We start from the raw sequence: 14990 nt of genomic DNA, 5'->3' as shown, positions 1-14990 counted from the left end.
ACTGACAACTTCAGACCTTTCCGTCCCGCGTAGTACCGTCCGGCGCTTGCGGGATCCGGTTCTTCCGACTTGGTGCAGGCGTCCGGCCATCCGCGGCCCACACTTCGCCTGCTTCACTAGCCGACTCGATTTGCTCCGCGAACCAGGTCGACTCACTCTGATCTCCCTCGAAAACGAGCACTATTCGGCGCGCGCCTTGCCGGTGCTCGACCGAGGCTTCTAGTGAGCAAACAGCATACTGGTCTACGCAGATGATCTCGTATAACGGCAGGTGGGTCGTCTTCACTACGATTGAGGAGTCCGAATGCACTGGCCCTGCACTGCCCCATTGCTGCTTCAACGCACCCATCGCTAGTTCGATGTTCTGTCGCAGTTCGGTGGCGGAAAAATCGAGACTCTCCGCAACTGAATTAAAGTAGTCACTGTCCACGTCGGGGAACAGTAGGACGACCTTTACCGGACGTTTAACCGCCGCCTTCATCACGCTGGAATAGTATGCCAGAACCCACGCATTAGGATCGCGTACAATCGCCTTGATTTCCGTGGCGCCCTCGATCCGCTTCAATAGGTCACTGGGCTTATCGCTCACGACATCGACTAAACCAGACTCCACTAGCGTCGCTTTGAGCCCTAGGAAGCGCCGCAATGCACGGGCGTAGCTTTCACGCAGGAAAAGCTCCACGATCAAGGACAAAAGGCCAACGCTCAATAGCGTGCTGAAAATTGTCGAAAGTGCCGTGTATGTCGTCTGATCGAGGGACCAACCGCGCCCGCCCGGCCCGTGCGCGGCCACGGTGAGAAGACCAGCGATTGCAGCGATGCAAACGAGGAGGGCGACGAGGTAGAGCCGCTCACGGAACCAAGGAAGCAAGGCGCCTCCCTTTCAAAAGCTGGCTGCTCGGTGGTGCGATCAAAGTCAAGTACCTGGCTGCACGTTTGCGACGATCTCGTTGCTCCACCCAGCCGACGTCCTTGGCGAGGTTACCTTAGCGCGATCGGTATCTATCTGTAGCCGAGAGCCGGTCACGGGCGTGTCGACGCTGAAGCTGGCTTACGATGGAGAGGCCGCGGCCATGTCGCCTGCCACTGGACAGCTAATCCTCACCGCGAAAGCGTTCATCATTCGCGTCGACTCGAGCGCGACCACCCAACTTCTGGACAACTCAAAGATTCGGTCTTTGTCGACGTCTTGAGACTCCACGGCCGGTTAGCCGGAGGGATTAGGACGTTCCGGCCGGCAGGTCCCACCTCACGCAAGACGTGCGCTGACTTGGGGATGTCGGGAGCATGGCTGATCCTCACCGCACCAGGGAGGGTCTGAGCCGGGCAGAAGCGGCCCTCACGCGCCGGGTCACTGAGCATGCCGGCTACGGATAGTCCGATGGTACTCCGAGGAAGAAGCGGCATTCGAATCGCGGTCTCGAACAGCGAGAGCTTGGCTACTGCTGATTCTGCGCAAGTAGCTCGTCGAGGCCGATCATGGCTCTGAACCTTGGCGTCCTCACTCTGCGCATCGCCGCGGACGAATCCACGACATCCTGCTCATCGCCGACATACAGGTCAGAGTCGTCAACGGCACCACCGGCGAACTCGCCCGCGAATTACACATCGACACCAGCCGCGACTGCCAGCCCCAAAAACAAAGACACCCGAACCCACCACCGCAGGCTCGGGTGTCTCCGATCTCCTGAGAGATCACATACGTCGGGCTGACAGGATTTGAACCTGCGACCCCTTGACCCCCAGTCAAGTGCGCTACCAAGCTGCGCCACAGCCCGTGACAACTCGACGATACTAGCGCACCCCTCGCCGCCGCCGGCAGGGAGGTCTGGCATCTCACACGCGCTCGTCTTGTGGCCCCAGCGGGTCGGACTAGGCTCGGAAATGAGGGTGATCACTCCGATCACCGAGGAGATGAGCAGATGGGCGCCCCGGCCACTGGGCGGCGCGAACGCCTCGAGCCACAGCACCTTTCCGCCTCTCGCGCGCCCGGCCGCATGTCGCCAGCAGCGTCGTTCCTTCCTCTCCCTCTCCCCTCGCTCGGCCCGAGCGCTCACCGCGCTACCGCCGGTCGCCCCGCAATCCCGCGCACAGGTCGACCCGACCGCCCGCGGCTGTCTGACCCCACCCAGGAAAGGACCATCCGATGAACACCTTCACCAACGTCACCGTGCTCGGAACCGGCGTCCTCGGCTCACAGATCGCGTACCAGAGCGCCTACCAAGGTTTCGAGGTCACGGCCTACGACATCAACGACGACGCCATCGCCAAGGCCAAGGAGCGCTTCGCCGGCCTCGCCACGACCTACGACGCCGAGGTCGAGGGCGCCAAGGGCGGCAAGTCGGCCGCCGCGCTCGAGCGCATTCGCTACTCCACCGACATCGCTGATGCCGTGAAAGACGCCGACCTCGTGATCGAGGCCGTCCCCGAGGACCCGGCCATCAAGAACGAGACCTGGCGCAAGGTCGGTGAGGCCGCGCCGGAGAAGACCGTCTTCGTCACCAACTCCTCCACGCTCCTGCCCAGCAGCTTCATGGAGGCGACCGGCCGCCCCGAGAAGTTCCTCGCGCTGCACTACGCCAACCGGATCTGGGCGATGAACACCGCCGAGGTGATGGGGACTTCCAAGACCGACCCCGAGGTGTACCGCAAGGTCGTGGCATTCGCCGAAGAGCAGGGCATGGTCCCGATCGAGATCAAGAAGGAACAGCCCGGCTACGTGCTCAACTCGCTGCTCGTTCCGCTGCTCAACGCCGCCGGCGCGTTGTACGCGAACGGTGTCGCCGACCCCGAGACCGTCGACAAGACCTGGCGCATCGGCACCGGTGCTCCCATGGGCCCGTTCCAGATCTTCGATGTCGTCGGCCTCACCACCGCCTACAACGTGTCGATCATGGGCGACGAGACCTCGCAGAAGTTCGCCCAGCTGCTCAAGGAGAACTTCATCGACCAGGGCAAGCTCGGCGTCGCGACCGGCGAGGGCTTCTACACCTACCCGTCCGAGGGCTGAGACCCGCGCGGCTCCGCCGCGAGATGTGGTCGCCTTCGTGTCACGCCGAGTGCCCGTGGTGGCCCGTAAATGACCACATCTCGGGCGAGGACACGAAAGTGACCACATCTCGGGCCGGAGGGCCGGGGTTAGAGGACGCCGAGGTCGACGAGGGCGGCGCGGACGTCGGCGGCCGTGACGGCCAGGAGCGCCGGGTCGGGATCGTCGGAGAAGACGTCGCCTCGGCGCTGCGACTCGTCGGTGAGCGCGATGTGGTGTCCGGGCGGCGGGCCCCACTCACTCGGCGGCGCGGGACCGAAGATCACCACCGACGGGCGCCCGTACGCCGACGCCAGGTGCGCCGCGCCGGTGTCGACCGCGACGACCACCGCCGCACCGGCCACCACCGCCGCGAACTCCCCCAGCCCCAGCGTGCCGGCGACCACGGTCGATTCCTCGAACCCTGCGCGTCGTGCCGCCTCCAGCGCTCGTGGTCGCTCCCCCTCGCTTCCCGTGAAGACCACCGGGTGCCCGGCGTCGCGCAGTTCCCGCGCCACGGCGGCGAACCGGTCGAGCGGCCACAGCCGGCTGCCGTAGGCGGCGCCGACGTGCACGACAGCGGCGTCCGGCACCGGGTTGGCCGCCGCCGGGGGGTCCAACCGGAAGTCGCCCGGATGCGCGTCGATGCCGTGCCCCTGGAGCAACCGGCACCACCGCTCCCGCTCGTGGATGCCGAGCACCCACTCCGGGCCCTCCCATCCGGGTGCCTGATGTCCGATGCGGCGCCGCGGCTCCAGCGCCTCCAGCCGCCCGCGGCTCTCCGCCCCATTGCCATGCAGGTTCACGGCGACATCCACCACACCTGGGGGCAGCGGGATCGGCTCGTCGAGCCCGTGCACGTGCAGGTGCTCGTCGACGCTCCCGGTCAGCCGCACCACCGGCTCCAGCCACCCCTGCGCCGCGTACACGATCCGGTGCTCCGGGAACGCCCTCCGCAGGGCCCGGAGCGCCGGGACGGCGACCAGCAGATCGCCGAGCTTCAGCGCCCGCAGCGCGAGCAGAACGGGCCGGTCATCGGAGTACGGAAACGACACGCAGTGAAGCATGCCCCGGCCGACACGAGTGCGCGACTCGACCCCTCGAGAAGAAGAAGTAGCGCCTCGGACGTTTAGAAGTGCACGTCAGAGGGCATGTGGAGGTCATGAGCTACTCCTCGCAGCCGTCGCTCGACGCCGTGCTGTTCGATCGCGACGGCACTCTCGTGGTCGATGTCCCGTACAACGGAGACCCCGACCAAGTCCGTCTGATGCCCGGCGCCGACACCGTGGTCCGGGCCCTTCGTCGTGCTGGCATCGCCGTCGGCATCGTCACCAACCAGTCCGGCATCGGCCACGGTCTCATCACCCGTGAGCAGGCCGACGCCGTCAACGCCCGGGTCGCCGAACTCGTCGGTGGCGTGGACGTGACCGTCCTCTGCCCGCACGTGCAGGAGGACGGCTGCGAGTGCCGCAAACCGGCTCCGGGCATGATCCGCGAGGCCTGCCGCCGCCTCGGCACGGTGCCGCAGCGGGTCGCGATGATCGGCGACATCGGCGCCGACGTGGAGGCGGCCAGCACCGCCGGCGCCCGCGCCGTCATGGTGCCCACGCTCATCACCCGGCCTCAGGAGATCGCCGCCGCACCCCTGCGCGCCGACTCGCTGGCCGAAGCCGTGCGCCTGCTGCTCCCGTCCCTCGATCTGGAGGAGGCGAGTGAGGCGGCCGCGGTAGGAGGCGTCAGTTGAGCCGCGTCCTCGTGGCACGACTCGACAGTGCGGGCGACGTATTGCTCGCAGGTCCCGCCGTCCGCGCGGTGGCCGGCCAGGGCGACCGAGAGGTCGTGATGCTCTGCGGTCCGCAGGGTGCCCCCGCGGCCGCGCTCCTGCCGGGTGTGACGAACGTCGTGACCTGGGCCGCCCCGTGGATCGTCGACCCTCCCCCAGCGGTGACCGCCGAGCATCTGCAGGAGCTTCACGACGTCGTGGTCGGCGCTGACGTCGACCGCGCGGTCATCCTCACCTCGTTCCACCAGTCGCCCCTCCCCCTCGCGCTGCAACTCCGGCTCGCCGGCGTCGAGTTCATCGCCGGGGCGTCCGTCGACTTCGCCGGCAGCCTGCTCGACGTCCGGCTCAAACCCGGCGAGGACTTCCCCGAGGACCAGCCCGAAACCGAACGCGCGCTCACCATCGCGCGGGCCGCGGGCTACGAACTGCCCGAGGGCGATTCCGGTCTGCTGCGCGTTCGCGACGTCCCGGACGTCACCGAGCTCGTCGGCACCGGCCCGTACCACGTCGTGCATCCCGGTGCCGCCGTCCCCGCCCGCGCCTGGCCGGCGGAACGCCACCGCGCCACCGTCGAACTGCTGGCCGAGTCGGGCCATCGCGTCGTCGTCACCGGCGGCCCGAGCGAACGCGACCTCACCGCTTACGTCGCGGGCGAGCACGGCCTGGACCTCGGTGGCCGCACAGATCTCCGTGGGCTGGCCGGCATCCTCGCCGGCGCCGAAGTGCTGATCAGCGGCAACACCGGCCCTGCGCATCTGTCCGCCGCGGTCGGCACACCCGTCGTCAGCCTGTTCTCCCCCGTCGTCCCGGCACTGCGCTGGGCCCCGTACGGCGTGCCGGTCGAGCTGCTGGGCGATCAGAACGCGCCCTGCCGAGGTACCCGCGCCCGCAACTGCCCCGTTCCCGGCCACCCCTGTCTTGCCGGAGTCCTGCCCGAGGAGGTCGTCGAGGCGGTCGAGCGTCTCGCCCACCGCGTGCCGTCCTTGAGCAGCCGTAGAGAGAAGAGGAACGCATGAGGATCCTGTTGTGGCACGTCCACGGTGCCTGGACCGACGCGATCGTCCGCGGTCAGCACGAGTATCTGCTGCCGACGACGCCCGAGGGTGGCCCGTGGGGCCTCGGCCGCGGCGGCCGGGACTGGCCCGCGGCCGCGCGCGAGGTCGCTCCCGAGGAGCTGCGCCACGAGGACGTCGATGTCGTCATCCTCCAACGCACCGACGAGATCGAGGAGTGCGAGCGCCTCCTGGGCCCCCGGCCCGGTCGGGACATCCCCGCGGTCTTCGTCGAGCACAACACACCCAAGGGCGACGTCCCCACCAGCGTGCATCCGCTGGCGGAACGCAGCGACATCCCGCTGATCCATGTCACCCACTTCAACGACCTCATGTGGGACAGCGGTCGCGCACCGACCCGGGTGATCGAGCACGGCGTCAACGACCCGGGTGCGCTGTACTCCGGCGACCTGCCCACGCTGGGCGTCGTCGTCAACGAACCGGTCCGTCGCTGGCGTGTCGCTGGGACCGACCTGCTGCCCCGCTTCGCTGACCGCGCGCCCGTCGAGGTGTTCGGCATGGGCGGCGACTCGCTGCCCGACGCGGTCGGTCTTGGTCCCGACCAGCTGATCGTCCACGGCGACCTGCCCACCGCCCGGCTGCACGAGCGACTCGCGCACTGCCGGGTCTACCTGCATCCGTTCCGCTGGACGTCACTCGGACTCGCCCTCATCGAGGCGATGCACCTCGGCATGCCCGTCGTCGCGCTCGCCACGACCGAGGCGATCCGCGCCGTGCCCCCGGAGGCCGGCGCGATCTCCACCAACGTCGAGGAGCTGCGGGAGGAGGCGGCTCGGCTCGTCGCCGACCCGGACGAGGCCCGCCGCCGCGGTGCCGTGGCCCGGGAGGTGGCGCTGGCCCGGTTCGGGCTTCAACGGTTCCTTGACGACTGGGACGACGTGCTGGCGTCCGTCGCGGCCGGTTCCCGGCCCGCGTACGCCACGGAGGAAGGGATTCTGGCATGAAGATCGCGATGGTATCGGAGCACGCGAGCCCGCTGGCCGCGCTCGGCGGAGTGGATGCAGGGGGACAGAACGTCCACGTCGCCGCGTTGTCGGCGGCGCTGGCGCGACGTGGGCACGACGTCACCGTCTACACCCGACGCGACGACCCCGATCTTCCCCGCACCGTGCCGTTGTGCCCGGGCGTCGACGTCGTCCATCTCGACGCGGGACCGTCCCGGCACATCCCCAAGGACGATCTGCTGCCCTACATGAGCGAACTCGCCGACGAGATCGCCAAGGACTGGGCCACCCAGCCACCGGACGTCGTCCACTCCCACTTCTGGATGTCCGGGGTCGCCACGCTCGATGCCGTCATGCGACCCGACGGACCGGAGGTCCCGGCACTGCACACCTTCCATGCGCTCGGCACCGTCAAGCGCCGACACCAGGGCGCCGACGACACGAGCCCGCCCGCGCGTGCCTGGCTGGAGCCCTGGGTGGGTCGCACCGCCGACCGGATCGTCGCCACGTGTTCGGACGAGGTATTCGAGCTCAAGTCCATGGGCGTGCCGACCGGCAACATCTCGATGGTGCCGTGCGGCGTCGACCTGTCGCTCTTCCCCCGCACGGGTCCCGCCGAACCGCGGCTTCGCCGGCACCGGCTCGTCGCCGTGGGACGCCTCGTCCCCCGCAAGGGTCTGGACCTGCCGATCCGCGCGCTGAGCCTGCTCCGTGACGCGGGTCTCGACGACATCGAGCTGCACATCGTCGGCGGCGGCGCCGAGGCCGAGAAGCTCGCGGGCGACCCGGAGGCACAACGGCTGCGCGCCCTCGCCCGGGAGCTCGGCGTCGAGGACCAGGTCATCCTGCGCGGCCAGGTGCCACGCGACCACATGCCCGACCTCATGCGCAGCGCCGACGCCGTCGTCTGCACCCCCTGGTACGAGCCGTTCGGCATCGTGCCGCTCGAGGCGATGGCGTGCGGAGTGCCCGTGGTCGCCGCGGCCGTCGGCGGCCTCATCGACACCGTGGTCGACCGCGTCACCGGTCTACAAGTGCCCCCGCAGGACCCGGAGTCGCTCGCCGACGCACTCGCCGAACTCCTCCATGACCCCTCGCTCGGCAGCAAGCTCGGCGCGGCCGGGCAGAAACGGGTCCACGCCCGCTACTCGTGGGACCGCATCGCCGCGGAGACCGAACGTGCCTACCAGACCACGCTGTCGCGCCGAAGCGGTCAGCTGCAACGAATCGAGGGAAGTGCGCTGTGAATCCGATCATGACGTCCACGCCGACCACCACCTCGCGCACCGGGGAGGCGACCCCGACGCGAGTCGTGCGCGATCACCTCGACGCCGTCGCCCCGGCCCTGCAGTCGCTGCAGTCGCAAGCCGACCTGATCTCCGCTTGGGGCACCGAGCTCGCTCACCGCCTGATGGCGGGTCAACGGCTGCTCGTCGCCGGTAACGGCGGTTCCGCGGCGGAGGCACAGCACCTCACCGCCGAACTCGTCGGCCGATTCGACGGGGACCGGCAACCGTTCGCGGCGATCTCGTTGCACGCCGACACCTCCTCGCTGACCGCGATCGGCAACGACTACGGGTACGACGAGGTGTTCGCCCGCCAGGTCCGCGCGCACGGTCGACCCGGCGACGTGCTCATGCTGCTGACCACCAGCGGCCGCAGCCCGAACCTCCTCGCCGCCGCCGAGGCCGCGCGTGCTGTCGGCGTCTCGGTCTGGGCGATGACCGGGCCCGCGCCGAATCCCCTCGCCGAGTTCGTCGGCGACGAGGTGCTCGCCGTCGACGGGGCGACGCCGAACGTCCAGGAGGGCCACCTCATCGCGGTGCACAGCATGTGCCGGGTGTTCGACGCCGAAGTGAAGAGGAGCGCGCGATGAGCCGCCGTTCCCCGTCCCTCGTCGTGGTCGGCGATGTGCTGCTCGACGTCGATCTGGACGGCGCGTCCGAGCGGCTGAGCCCGGATGCGCCGGTGCCCGTCGTCGATGTCGGCGACGAGGACCGCCGGCCCGGTGGCGCCGGACTCGTGGCGAGGCTCCTCGCCCACGACGGACACGACGTGACCCTGGTGACGGTCATGGCCGACGACGACGCGGCCGGGCGGCTGCGGGAGGCCCTGGATGGAGTCCGCCTCGTCGCCGGGCCCTCCACCGGGCCGACCCCGGTCAAGACGCGGCTGCGGGCCAACGGGCACGCCGTTGCCCGCATCGACCACGGGTGCGAGCCCGTCCCCGTCCCCGAGGTGACCGACGAGATGCTCGCCGCGCTCAGCGCCGCCGACGCGATCATCGTCGCCGACTACGGACGGGGACTCGCCGCGAACGAGCGGCTGCGGGTTCGCCTGTCCGAAGTGGCGCCGAGTGTTCCGGTCGTGTGGGACCCCCATCCGTCCGGCGCCGCCCCCGTTTCAGGAGTCGCGGTAGTCACGCCGAACCGGTCCGAGGCCCTGCGCCTGAGCGATGTCGGCGGCACCGGCGTACCCGCTGCCACCGCGGCGGCGAGCGAGCTGCTGCTTCGATGGCAGGTCGGCGCCGTCCTGGTCACGCTCGGCGGTGACGGTGCCTTGCTGACGCGCGGGAGCGAGGCGACCCCGCACGTCCTCCCCGCGCCACGGGTCCATGCTCCCGACACGTGCGGGGCGGGCGACCGACTTGCCGCCACCCTCGCCGCCGCGCTCGCCACCGGAGCCGACCTGGGCGATGCGGCGCAGCGCGCGGTCGAGGACGCCAGCTCGTTCCTCGCCCGCGGCGGCGTCGGCTCTCTCGACCAGGAACCGGCCCCCGTGGAACTCGGTGGCGAGGGCGTCACCGCGTTGCGCGTCGCGCACCGCACACGTGAGGCCGGCGGCACCGTCGTCGCGACCGGCGGGTGCTTCGACCTGCTTCACGCGGGCCACGCGCGCACGCTCGCGGCCGCTCGTCAGCTCGGCGACTGCCTCATCGTCTGCATGAACTCCGACGACTCGGTGCGCCGCCTCAAGGGCGAGTCACGGCCGATCATCGGGCAGGACGATCGGGCCGAGCTGTTGCTCGCCCTCGAGTGCGTCGACGCGGTCCTGATCTTCGACGAGGACACGCCCGAGGCGGCGCTCTCGCGTCTGCAGCCCGATCTGTGGGTCAAGGGCGGCGACTACACCATCGAGGAGCTGCCGGAGTCCCGGCTGCTCGAGACCTGGGGCGGACGCACCGTGACGGTGCCGTTCCATCCCGCTCGCTCGACCACGCGCCTCGCTTCCGCGCTGGCCGAAGTCGGTTGAAGCCACGATCCCCCGAGAAAGGAAACACCCATGACGACTGAGAGCACGATCACGATCAAGAACCCCGGCCGCGTCCTGATCACCGGAGGTGGTTCCGGTCTCGGCGCCGCCGTCGTCGAAGCCGTTCTCGATGCCGGCGGGACGCCCGTCGTGCTTGACCGCGACACCAGCAGCGTGACCTCGGCCAAGTCGTTCCAGGTGGACGTGGCGGACACCGCCGCGGTCAACGACGCGGTCGAGCAGGCCGCGGAGGCGCTCGGCGGTCTCGACGCGGTCGTGACGGCCGCGGGCCTCGACCGCTGCGGGCGCCTCGACGACGTCTCCGCCGACGACTGGGAACTCGTGATCCGCGTCAACCTGATCGGCACCGCGGCCACCGTCCGGGCAGCCCTGCCGCACCTCAAGCGGGTACATGGTCGCGTGGTGACGGTGGCGTCGACGCTCGGGCACCGCGCACTGCCGGACGCCACCGCCTACTGCGCCTCGAAGTTCGGGGTGGTGGGATTCTCCCGCTCACTCGCGGCGGAGACGAGCGGCGAGATCGGCGTGACGATGGTGACGCCGGGCGGGATGAAGACGCGGTTCTTCGACGACCGCACCGAGCAGTACAAGCCGGCGGACGACTCGCGGCTCAACGACCCCCGGGCCGTGGCGGACGCGATCGTCTTCGCCCTCGCGCAGCCGCGGGGATGCGAGATGCGCGAGCTCGTCATCTGTCATGAGGAAGAGGACTCGTGGCCGTGAGCTGCGCGACGTCCTCGTAGACGGCGGCGGCGCTGATCCCTGCGACGAGCGACTCGTCGTGGGGGCAGCGCTCCGCCGTCCACCCGACCTGGGTGACGTCGATGCCGCACACCGGGCAGTGCGTCACCCACGACATGTGGACCCGGTGCCGCGACCGGCCGAGCGCGCCGGCGTTGATGACGTTGCCGAGCCAGTAGATCCCCACCGTCGGGGTACCCACGGCCTGCGCGAGATGGCGCGGGCCGCTGTCGTTGCCGATCACCACGGCGCACGCCTCGAGCACAGCGCACAGTTCGCCGAGGTCGAGCTTGCCGGCGAGGCTACGCAGCCGGCCGGGCGCCTCGTGCTCGGCCTGCGCGACGATCACATCGGCCGCCGGGACGTCGGTCTCGTCGCCCACGACGACGACCGCGGCCCCCTCGGCGAGGGCGCTCGATACCACCTCGGCGAATCGCTCGGCCGGCCAGCGCCGCCGCGGGTCCGTCGCACCCGGGTGGATGCCGACGATGGGCCGGTCCGCGCCCAGCTGGCCGAGCAGGTCCTCGGCGAACCGACGCTCCGATGCGGTCACGTGCAGTGTCGCCTCCACCGAGACCGGCGCGGCTCCGGCGAGGCCGACGACTTCGAGCGCCCGCATGAATTCGTTCTGGTAGTAGTGATACGGGAGGACGCGCTCGAGGTGCGCGGCATCGGGGGTCCGGGTTCCCACGGTGTGCCGAGCTCCGAGGCGCAACAGGAACGGGTTGGAGTACCGGCCGCCACCGTGGACCTGCACGGCGAGGCCGAAGCGGCGCTGACGCATCCGGGCGAAGAACCGCTCGAGTTCGGCCTCATCCTCGACCTCACCGTCGCGCGGCGGCCGTACGCCCTCGCTCACCGGCAGCACGTCGACCTCGTCCACCGGACCGGGGCGATCCGACAGAAGCGCCGCGTGCGACGCGCTGCCGAGCAGGGTGATCGTCGCCTCGGGATAGGCCGCGGCGAGCGCCTCGACGGCCGGCATGGCGAACATCAGGTCGCCCAAGCCTCCCCCGCGCAGCACCGCGATTCGCCGGACGTCCTCGAAGGGTTCCAGCACCGGGCCGACTCCGTGCCGCGGTTCGACCGAGCGTGCCTCGTTCGCCATCGGACCTCCTCGTTCTCGCACCGGCCGTCCGTCGGCTGGTGTCGCCGGAGAAGAAGTACCCGCTCTCTCACTGTCTCAATCAGCACGCAGACGGGTACTCCCGAGGCAGACCCGAACGAGTGAGGAGAGACATGACGATTCAGGACACCCGGGACGCTGCTTCGCTCATCACCGTGCTCGATCCGCGCGACGGGAGCCTCGTCGGCCGGCTCGAACCGGCGACCCGCGAGGACGTCGCAGCGGCCGTCCGGGCTTCCCGAGCGGCTCAGCCTGGATGGGAAGACGTCTCTCCCGAGCAACGCGGACAGCTGCTCGGCGCCGCCGCGAACGCGCTGCACGACCACCTCGACGAACTGGCCGAGTTGAACCTCCGCGAGACCGGAAAGCCGATCGACGACGCCCGCGGCGGCGTCGAGGCCGGCGCAGGCACCCTCGCTCAATACGCCGAGCTGGGACCGCTGCAGCGCGGACACAGCCTGCGCGGCGGCCGGCTCGCCGCGGACTACACGATCGCCGAACCCCGAGGAGTCGCGGTCGCGCTGACACCCTGGAACGACCCCGTGGCCGTGGCGGCGGGCCTGCTCGGTGCCGCCCTCGTCACCGGCAACACCGTCATTCACAAGCCGAGCGAACGCTGCCCGCACCTGGGCGCCCGCCTCGGCGAGATCCTCGCCGAGGTGTTCCCGCCGGACGTCCTCATCACCTTGACCGGCGGCGGCGAGACCGGCGAGCTGCTCACGCACGAGCCGGACGTCGACGTCGTCGCGCACGTGGGTTCGAGCGCCACCGGCGAGCGCATCGCGCGCACCGCCGCCCTGACGCGCGCCCACGTCATCCGGGAGAACGGAGGCAACGACCCACTCGTGATCGACAACGACGTCGACCCGCGCTGGGCGGCGGCGCAGGCCGCGCTCGGTTCGTTCGCCAACGCCGGCCAGATCTGCACGTCCGTCGAGCGCATCTACGTCCATCGAGCGATCGCCGACGAGTTCCGTGAGGCTCTCGTCGCCGAAGCCCGTGAGCGCAACGAGCAGCGGCTCATCGGCCCGCTCGTCGACCACCGCATGCGCGACGAGGTGCATGCGCAGGTCTCCCACGCGCTCGCGTCCGGTGCGACGGCGTTGTGCGGCGGCGAAGTGCCCGACGGCCCGGGCTCGTGGTACCCCGCGACGGTGCTGTGGGATTGCACGCCGGACATGACGGTCATGACCGAGGAGACCTTCGGTCCGGTCGCACCCGTGCAGGTCGTCGACGACTTCGACGAGGGGCTGCGCCTCGCCGCGGAGGGTCGTTACGGCCTCGCGGCCACGGTCCTGACCAATCGCATCGACCACGCGAACCGCGCGGTCGCCGCCCTGCGCGTCGGCACGGTCAAGGTCAACGGCGTCTTCGGCGGCGCACCCGGTGGTGCCGCGCAACCACGCCGCGACAGCGGGGACGGTTTCGGCTACGGCCCGGAGCTGCTCGACGAGTTCACCCAGGTGAAGGTCGTGCACATCGGTGTCGGCGAGGCGCGGTCGTGAGCACCGACGTCGAGTCGCCGGTCTCCACCACGACGGAATCACTCGAGCGTCACAACGCGCTCTCGACGTGGTTGCCCGGGCGCCTCGCCGAGCTTCAGGTACCCGTGACGGTCGTCGGCGACGTCATCCTCGACGGCTGGTGGAGTGGCACGAGCGAGCGACTGTGCCGCGAGGCACCCGCGCCGGTCGTCGATCTGGAGCGCCGCGACTACGCGCCCGGCGGCGCTGCCAACACGGCGATGAACCTCGCCGCGCTCGGGGCCCGTGTGCGCATGGTCGGGCTCGTGGGCGCCGACTTCGCCGGCCGTGAGCTGCGACGGCTGCTCGGCGCGGCCGGTGTCGACGTCAGCGGGCTCGTCGAGCAGCCCGGAGGCGTGACCACCACCAAGTACCGCATCATCAGCGGCGACCAGGTGATCCTCCGGCTCGATGAGGCGGCCGGCATCTGGCCCGAGGACGCCGTCGACCGCCTGGCAGCAACGGTGCCCGAGGCCCTCGCCGACGCCGCCGCGGTCGTGGTCTGCGACTACGGCTCCGGTCTGCTCACCGGCGCGGTATGCGATGCCCTGGCGCACCGGCGCGAGCGGATCCTCACGGTGGTCGACGCCCACGACCCACGCCCCTGGCGGGTAGTGGAACCCGATCTCGTCACGCCGAACGCCGCCGAGGTCGCTCGAGTGCTGGACCTGTCCTTCGACGCCGGCGCCGACCGGGCCGCAGTGGTCGAGGAGCACGCCGCAGAGGTGCTCGAGGCCACCGGCGCGGCTGCCGCCGTGGTCACCCTGGACCGCGACGGCACGATCCTCCTCGGCAGTGATTCGATGCACCGCACGTGGGCGCAACCGCAGACCGAGAAGCAAGCCTCCGGCGCGGGCGACACCTTCGTGGCCGCTCTCACGCTGGGGCGTGCGGCCGGTCTCCCGCTCACGACGAGTGCCGATCTCGGCCAGGCCGCGGCAGACGTCGTAGTGCGGCATCCGGGCACCTCGGTGTGCACGACGGCCGACCTCGCCCGGCACCTGGGAAGCTTCGCCGACACCGCGCTGGACCAGGACGAACTGATCCGCCGCGTGGCCGCCGAGCGGGCCGCCGGGCGTCGCATCGTCCTGACCAACGGGTGCTTCGACATGCTGCTGCGAGGACACACGCGCTACCTCAACCAGGCCAAGCAGCTTGGTGACGTGCTCGTCGTGGCGGTCAACTCCGACGACTCCGCGCGCCGGTTGAAGGGTCCTGGGCACCCGCGCAACGGTGTCACGGACCGCGCCGCGGTCCTCGCCGCGCTGAGCTGCGTCGACTACGTCACGACGTTCGATACCGACACGGTCGTCCCGCTCATCGAAGCGCTGCGTCCCGACGTCTATGCCAAGGGCGGGGACTACACGCCACAGATGCTCGAGGAGACACCGGCGGTACTGGCCGCCGGCGGCCAGGTCCGCATTCTCGACTACGTGCCGGAGCCGCCGTGAGCGCTCGCTGGTCAGGCGACTGGGCTCGGCCGGCCGAGCCTCTACCGA

Annotated in this window: 13 protein-coding genes and 1 tRNA gene; 10 read left to right on the top strand and 4 right to left on the bottom strand. The window is 70.2% G+C overall.

Features of this window, described 5'->3' with window-relative positions; all coding sequences use genetic code 11:
* Positions 1-10: 10 nt before the first annotated feature.
* Together D9V41_RS17590 and D9V41_RS10385 are read right to left on the bottom strand one after the other, a co-directional pair.
* Positions 11-871 (bottom strand): hypothetical protein, encoded by an 861-nt coding sequence (locus D9V41_RS17590; protein WP_133434167.1) that lies wholly within the window; start codon positions 869-871, stop codon positions 11-13.
* Positions 872-1704: 833 nt separating this feature from the next.
* Positions 1705-1778 (bottom strand) — tRNA-Pro (locus D9V41_RS10385).
* Between the two features lie 368 nt (positions 1779-2146).
* Between D9V41_RS10385 and D9V41_RS10380 the strand changes: the two genes are divergently transcribed.
* Entirely contained in the window at positions 2147-3010 is an 864-nt protein-coding gene (locus tag D9V41_RS10380) for a 3-hydroxyacyl-CoA dehydrogenase (protein ID WP_121794500.1), read from the top strand.
* Positions 3011-3138: 128 nt separating this feature from the next.
* Here D9V41_RS10380 and D9V41_RS10375 read toward each other — a convergent pair whose 3' ends face one another.
* Positions 3139-4083 carry a glycosyltransferase family 9 protein gene (locus D9V41_RS10375; RefSeq protein WP_208006825.1) on the bottom strand — a complete coding sequence of 315 codons (945 nt, stop codon included), beginning with the start codon at positions 4081-4083 and terminating at the stop codon, positions 3139-3141.
* Between the two features lie 107 nt (positions 4084-4190).
* Between D9V41_RS10375 and D9V41_RS10370 the strand changes: the two genes are divergently transcribed.
* Genes D9V41_RS10370 through D9V41_RS10340 form a run of 7 tightly spaced genes read left to right on the top strand, consistent with a single transcriptional unit; the run spans position 4191 to position 10824 of the window.
* Positions 4191-4772 (top strand): D-glycero-alpha-D-manno-heptose-1,7-bisphosphate 7-phosphatase, encoded by a 582-nt coding sequence (locus D9V41_RS10370; protein WP_121794630.1) that lies wholly within the window; start codon positions 4191-4193, stop codon positions 4770-4772.
* A complete protein-coding gene (locus D9V41_RS10365) occupies positions 4769-5827 on the top strand; it encodes a glycosyltransferase family 9 protein (RefSeq protein WP_121794498.1) in 1059 nt (352 codons plus the stop codon). The genes D9V41_RS10370 and D9V41_RS10365 overlap by 4 nt, the downstream gene beginning before the upstream one ends.
* Positions 5824-6828: a glycosyltransferase gene (locus D9V41_RS10360; protein ID WP_121794497.1), complete on the top strand. Its 1005-nt coding sequence runs from the start codon at positions 5824-5826 to the stop codon at positions 6826-6828. Before D9V41_RS10365 ends, D9V41_RS10360 begins: the two co-directional genes overlap by 4 nt.
* Positions 6825-8075 (top strand): glycosyltransferase, encoded by a 1251-nt coding sequence (locus D9V41_RS10355; protein ID WP_121794496.1) that lies wholly within the window; start codon positions 6825-6827, stop codon positions 8073-8075. Before D9V41_RS10360 ends, D9V41_RS10355 begins: the two co-directional genes overlap by 4 nt.
* An 8-nt stretch (positions 8076-8083) precedes the next feature.
* Positions 8084-8704 (top strand): D-sedoheptulose-7-phosphate isomerase, encoded by a 621-nt coding sequence (locus D9V41_RS10350; protein ID WP_121794629.1) that lies wholly within the window; start codon positions 8084-8086, stop codon positions 8702-8704.
* Positions 8701-10080, top strand: coding sequence for a PfkB family carbohydrate kinase (locus D9V41_RS10345; protein WP_121794495.1), 1380 nt, complete (start codon positions 8701-8703; stop codon positions 10078-10080). The genes D9V41_RS10350 and D9V41_RS10345 overlap by 4 nt, the downstream gene beginning before the upstream one ends.
* A gap of 30 nt (positions 10081-10110) precedes the next feature.
* Positions 10111-10824 carry an SDR family oxidoreductase gene (locus D9V41_RS10340; protein ID WP_121794494.1) on the top strand — a complete coding sequence of 238 codons (714 nt, stop codon included), beginning with the start codon at positions 10111-10113 and terminating at the stop codon, positions 10822-10824.
* On the opposite strand, the gene D9V41_RS10335 is transcribed toward D9V41_RS10340, so the two are convergent.
* The gene (locus tag D9V41_RS10335; protein ID WP_121794493.1) at positions 10790-11950 is read right to left on the bottom strand and encodes a glycosyltransferase family 9 protein; all 1161 of its coding nucleotides are present in this window, start codon (positions 11948-11950) and stop codon (positions 10790-10792) included. The genes D9V41_RS10340 and D9V41_RS10335 overlap by 35 nt on opposite strands.
* 131 nt (positions 11951-12081) lie before the next feature.
* Here D9V41_RS10335 and D9V41_RS10330 point away from each other — a divergent pair, with 131 nt between their 5' ends.
* Both D9V41_RS10330 and D9V41_RS10325 read left to right on the top strand, forming a co-directional pair.
* A complete protein-coding gene (locus D9V41_RS10330) occupies positions 12082-13473 on the top strand; it encodes an aldehyde dehydrogenase family protein (RefSeq protein ID WP_121794492.1) in 1392 nt (463 codons plus the stop codon).
* Positions 13470-14942 carry a PfkB family carbohydrate kinase gene (locus D9V41_RS10325; RefSeq protein ID WP_121794491.1) on the top strand — a complete coding sequence of 491 codons (1473 nt, stop codon included), beginning with the start codon at positions 13470-13472 and terminating at the stop codon, positions 14940-14942. The genes D9V41_RS10330 and D9V41_RS10325 overlap by 4 nt, the downstream gene beginning before the upstream one ends.
* Positions 14943-14990: the final 48 nt, after the last annotated feature.

Origin of the sequence: Aeromicrobium phragmitis, from assembly GCF_003674095.1 — a bacterium.
GTDB classification, from domain to species: domain Bacteria; phylum Actinomycetota; class Actinomycetes; order Propionibacteriales; family Nocardioidaceae; genus Aeromicrobium; species Aeromicrobium phragmitis.
Note: the sequence above shows the minus strand (reverse complement) of the source record. Positions and strands in the feature narration are given on the sequence as shown.